The sequence below is a fragment of the Streptomyces sp. NPDC058459 genome, from assembly GCF_042721685.1.
Lineage (GTDB): Bacteria > Actinomycetota > Actinomycetes > Streptomycetales > Streptomycetaceae > Streptomyces.
In genome coordinates this window covers 1-2,030 of the sequence record NZ_JBHXLV010000397.1, presented here as the reverse complement: position 1 = coordinate 2,030, position 2,030 = coordinate 1, and the positions used below count along the sequence as shown (strand labels likewise).

General features: G+C 68.2%; 1 protein-coding gene. It reads right to left on the bottom strand.

All coding sequences use genetic code 11. The features are described from left to right. Positions 1-66: 66 nt before the first annotated feature. Positions 67-2,030: PQQ-dependent sugar dehydrogenase (locus ACFWN1_RS33045; protein WP_384370389.1), on the bottom strand; the 1,964-nt coding region annotated here is incomplete at its 5' end.

Here is a 2,030-nt window from a genome sequence, read left to right as displayed (position 1 = left end):
GTCCGGCACCGTGGAGGATGCCGGACGACACCGCGGCGACAAGCGGGCGCGAGCCGCCGGTGCACGTCATCCGAGGGTGACGTGCAGGATCTTCTCGTTGCTGTTGTCGGGGATGCTGTCCTTGTCACCGTCGTTGCTCGTGGTCAGCCACAGGCCGCCGTCGGGGGCGGGTTCAACGGTGCGCAGTCTGCCGTAGGTGCCGTTGAAGTAGGTCTGTACGGCCGTCAGGTCGGAGCCGGAGATGACTTCGCGGTACATGCGGGTGCCGCGCTCGCACGCCACGTAGAGGACGTCGCGTACGACGGCGATCCCGGAGCAGGAGCCCTCGGCGGTGGGATAGGTGTGCTTGGGCGCGATGTAGCCGGCGGTGCCGCAGGTTCCGCTGGTGCCTTCGCAGGCCGGCCAGCCGTAGTTGCCGCCCTTGGTGACGAGGTTGGTCTCGTCCATGATCGCGTTGCCGAACTCCTGCTCCCACAGGCGTCCCTGGGAGTCGAAGGCGAGACCCTGCGGATTGCGGTGGCCGTAGCTCCACACGTAGTTGCCGAAGGGGTTGTCCGCGGGGACGGTGCCATCAGGGTTGAGGCGCAGGATCTTGCCGTTGAGGCTGTTCTTGTTCTGGGCGTTGTCGCCGTTCTGGGCGTCGCCGGTCGTGGCGTAGAGCTTGCCGTCGGGGCCGAAGCGCAGGCGTCCGCCGTTGTGGAACTTGTTGCGCAGTATGCCGCTGAGCAAGGTCTGCTCGCTGCTGACATCGAGCTTGTCGCCGGTCAGCTTGATGCGGACGATGCGGTTGTCGGTGGGGGAGGTGTGCATGATGTACAGCCAGTGGTCACTGGAGTAGGTGGCGGAGATCGCCAGGCCCAGCAGACCGCCCTCGCCGTCCGTCTCGTCGACGCCCGGCACGGTGCCCACCGTCTTCTTGGCGCCCGTCGCGGGGTTGAGGTGGATGATGTCGTGGGCGTCACGGCGGTTGTACAGCACGGTGCCGTCGGGCAGGGTGACCAGGCCCCACGGGATGTCGGTGTCGGTGGCGATCTGGGTGACCGCGCACACCGGGTTGGCGCACGCGGCGCCGGTGGTGAGGGAGACGGTGTTGCTGTGCGCCGAGGTGTTGGCCTGCCCGTCACGCGCGACGACGTAGTACTGGTAGGCCGTGTTCGCGGTCAGGCCGCTGTCGGTGAAGGTGGTGGCCGGCGGAGTCGTTCCGTTCGCGGTGACGGTGCCGGCCTTGGTGGTGCCCCGGTAGACGTCGTAGAACTTGACCGCGGTGTTGTCGGTGGACGGGCTCCACTTGAGGGTGACCGTGGTGCCGGAGACGGTGCCGGTCAGGCTGCCGGGCGCGGTGGGCGCCTGGGTGTCGGCCTGGCACTGCGGCGGGGTGACCGGCACGGTGGAGCTGGCCTGCGACACATTCCCGGCGGCGTCACGCGCGTTGACGTACAGCCCCCATCTGACCCCGGGAACCACGGTCAGGCTCGTCGACAGGGTGCTGCCGCCGACCGACTTGATCAGCTGGCCGTCGTGGTAGACGTCGTAGAAGGCCACGCCGGTGTCGTCGGTGGCCGCGTTCCAGGAGAACGTGACCGAGTCGCACAGCAGGTCGCTCGTCCGCGCGCTGCCCGGGACCGTGGGAGGCCGTGTGTCGCCCGCGGTGGTCTTCCACTGCTGGTTGCCACCGCCGTTGCAGGTCCACAGATCCACCGGCGTGCTGTTCGCGGTAGCCGCGCCCACCACGTCCAGACAGAGCCCGGACTGTACGCCGGTGATCGTCCCGTTGCCGTTGACCTGCCACTTCTGGTTGGCGCCGCCGTTGCACGGGTAGATCTGCAGTTTCGCTCCTGGCGTGGTGTTCTGGCCCACGACGTCCAGGCACACCGGGTTGTCGTAGACGCGCAGCTCACCGGCCGGGGTCAGCGTCCACGCCTGGTTGGCCTGACCGTTGCAGTCGTAGATGTTGACGCCGGCGCCGGACGTCGTGTTCTGGCCGATCACATCCAGACACCGGCCGGACGCTGTGGCGGTGACGGGGGACC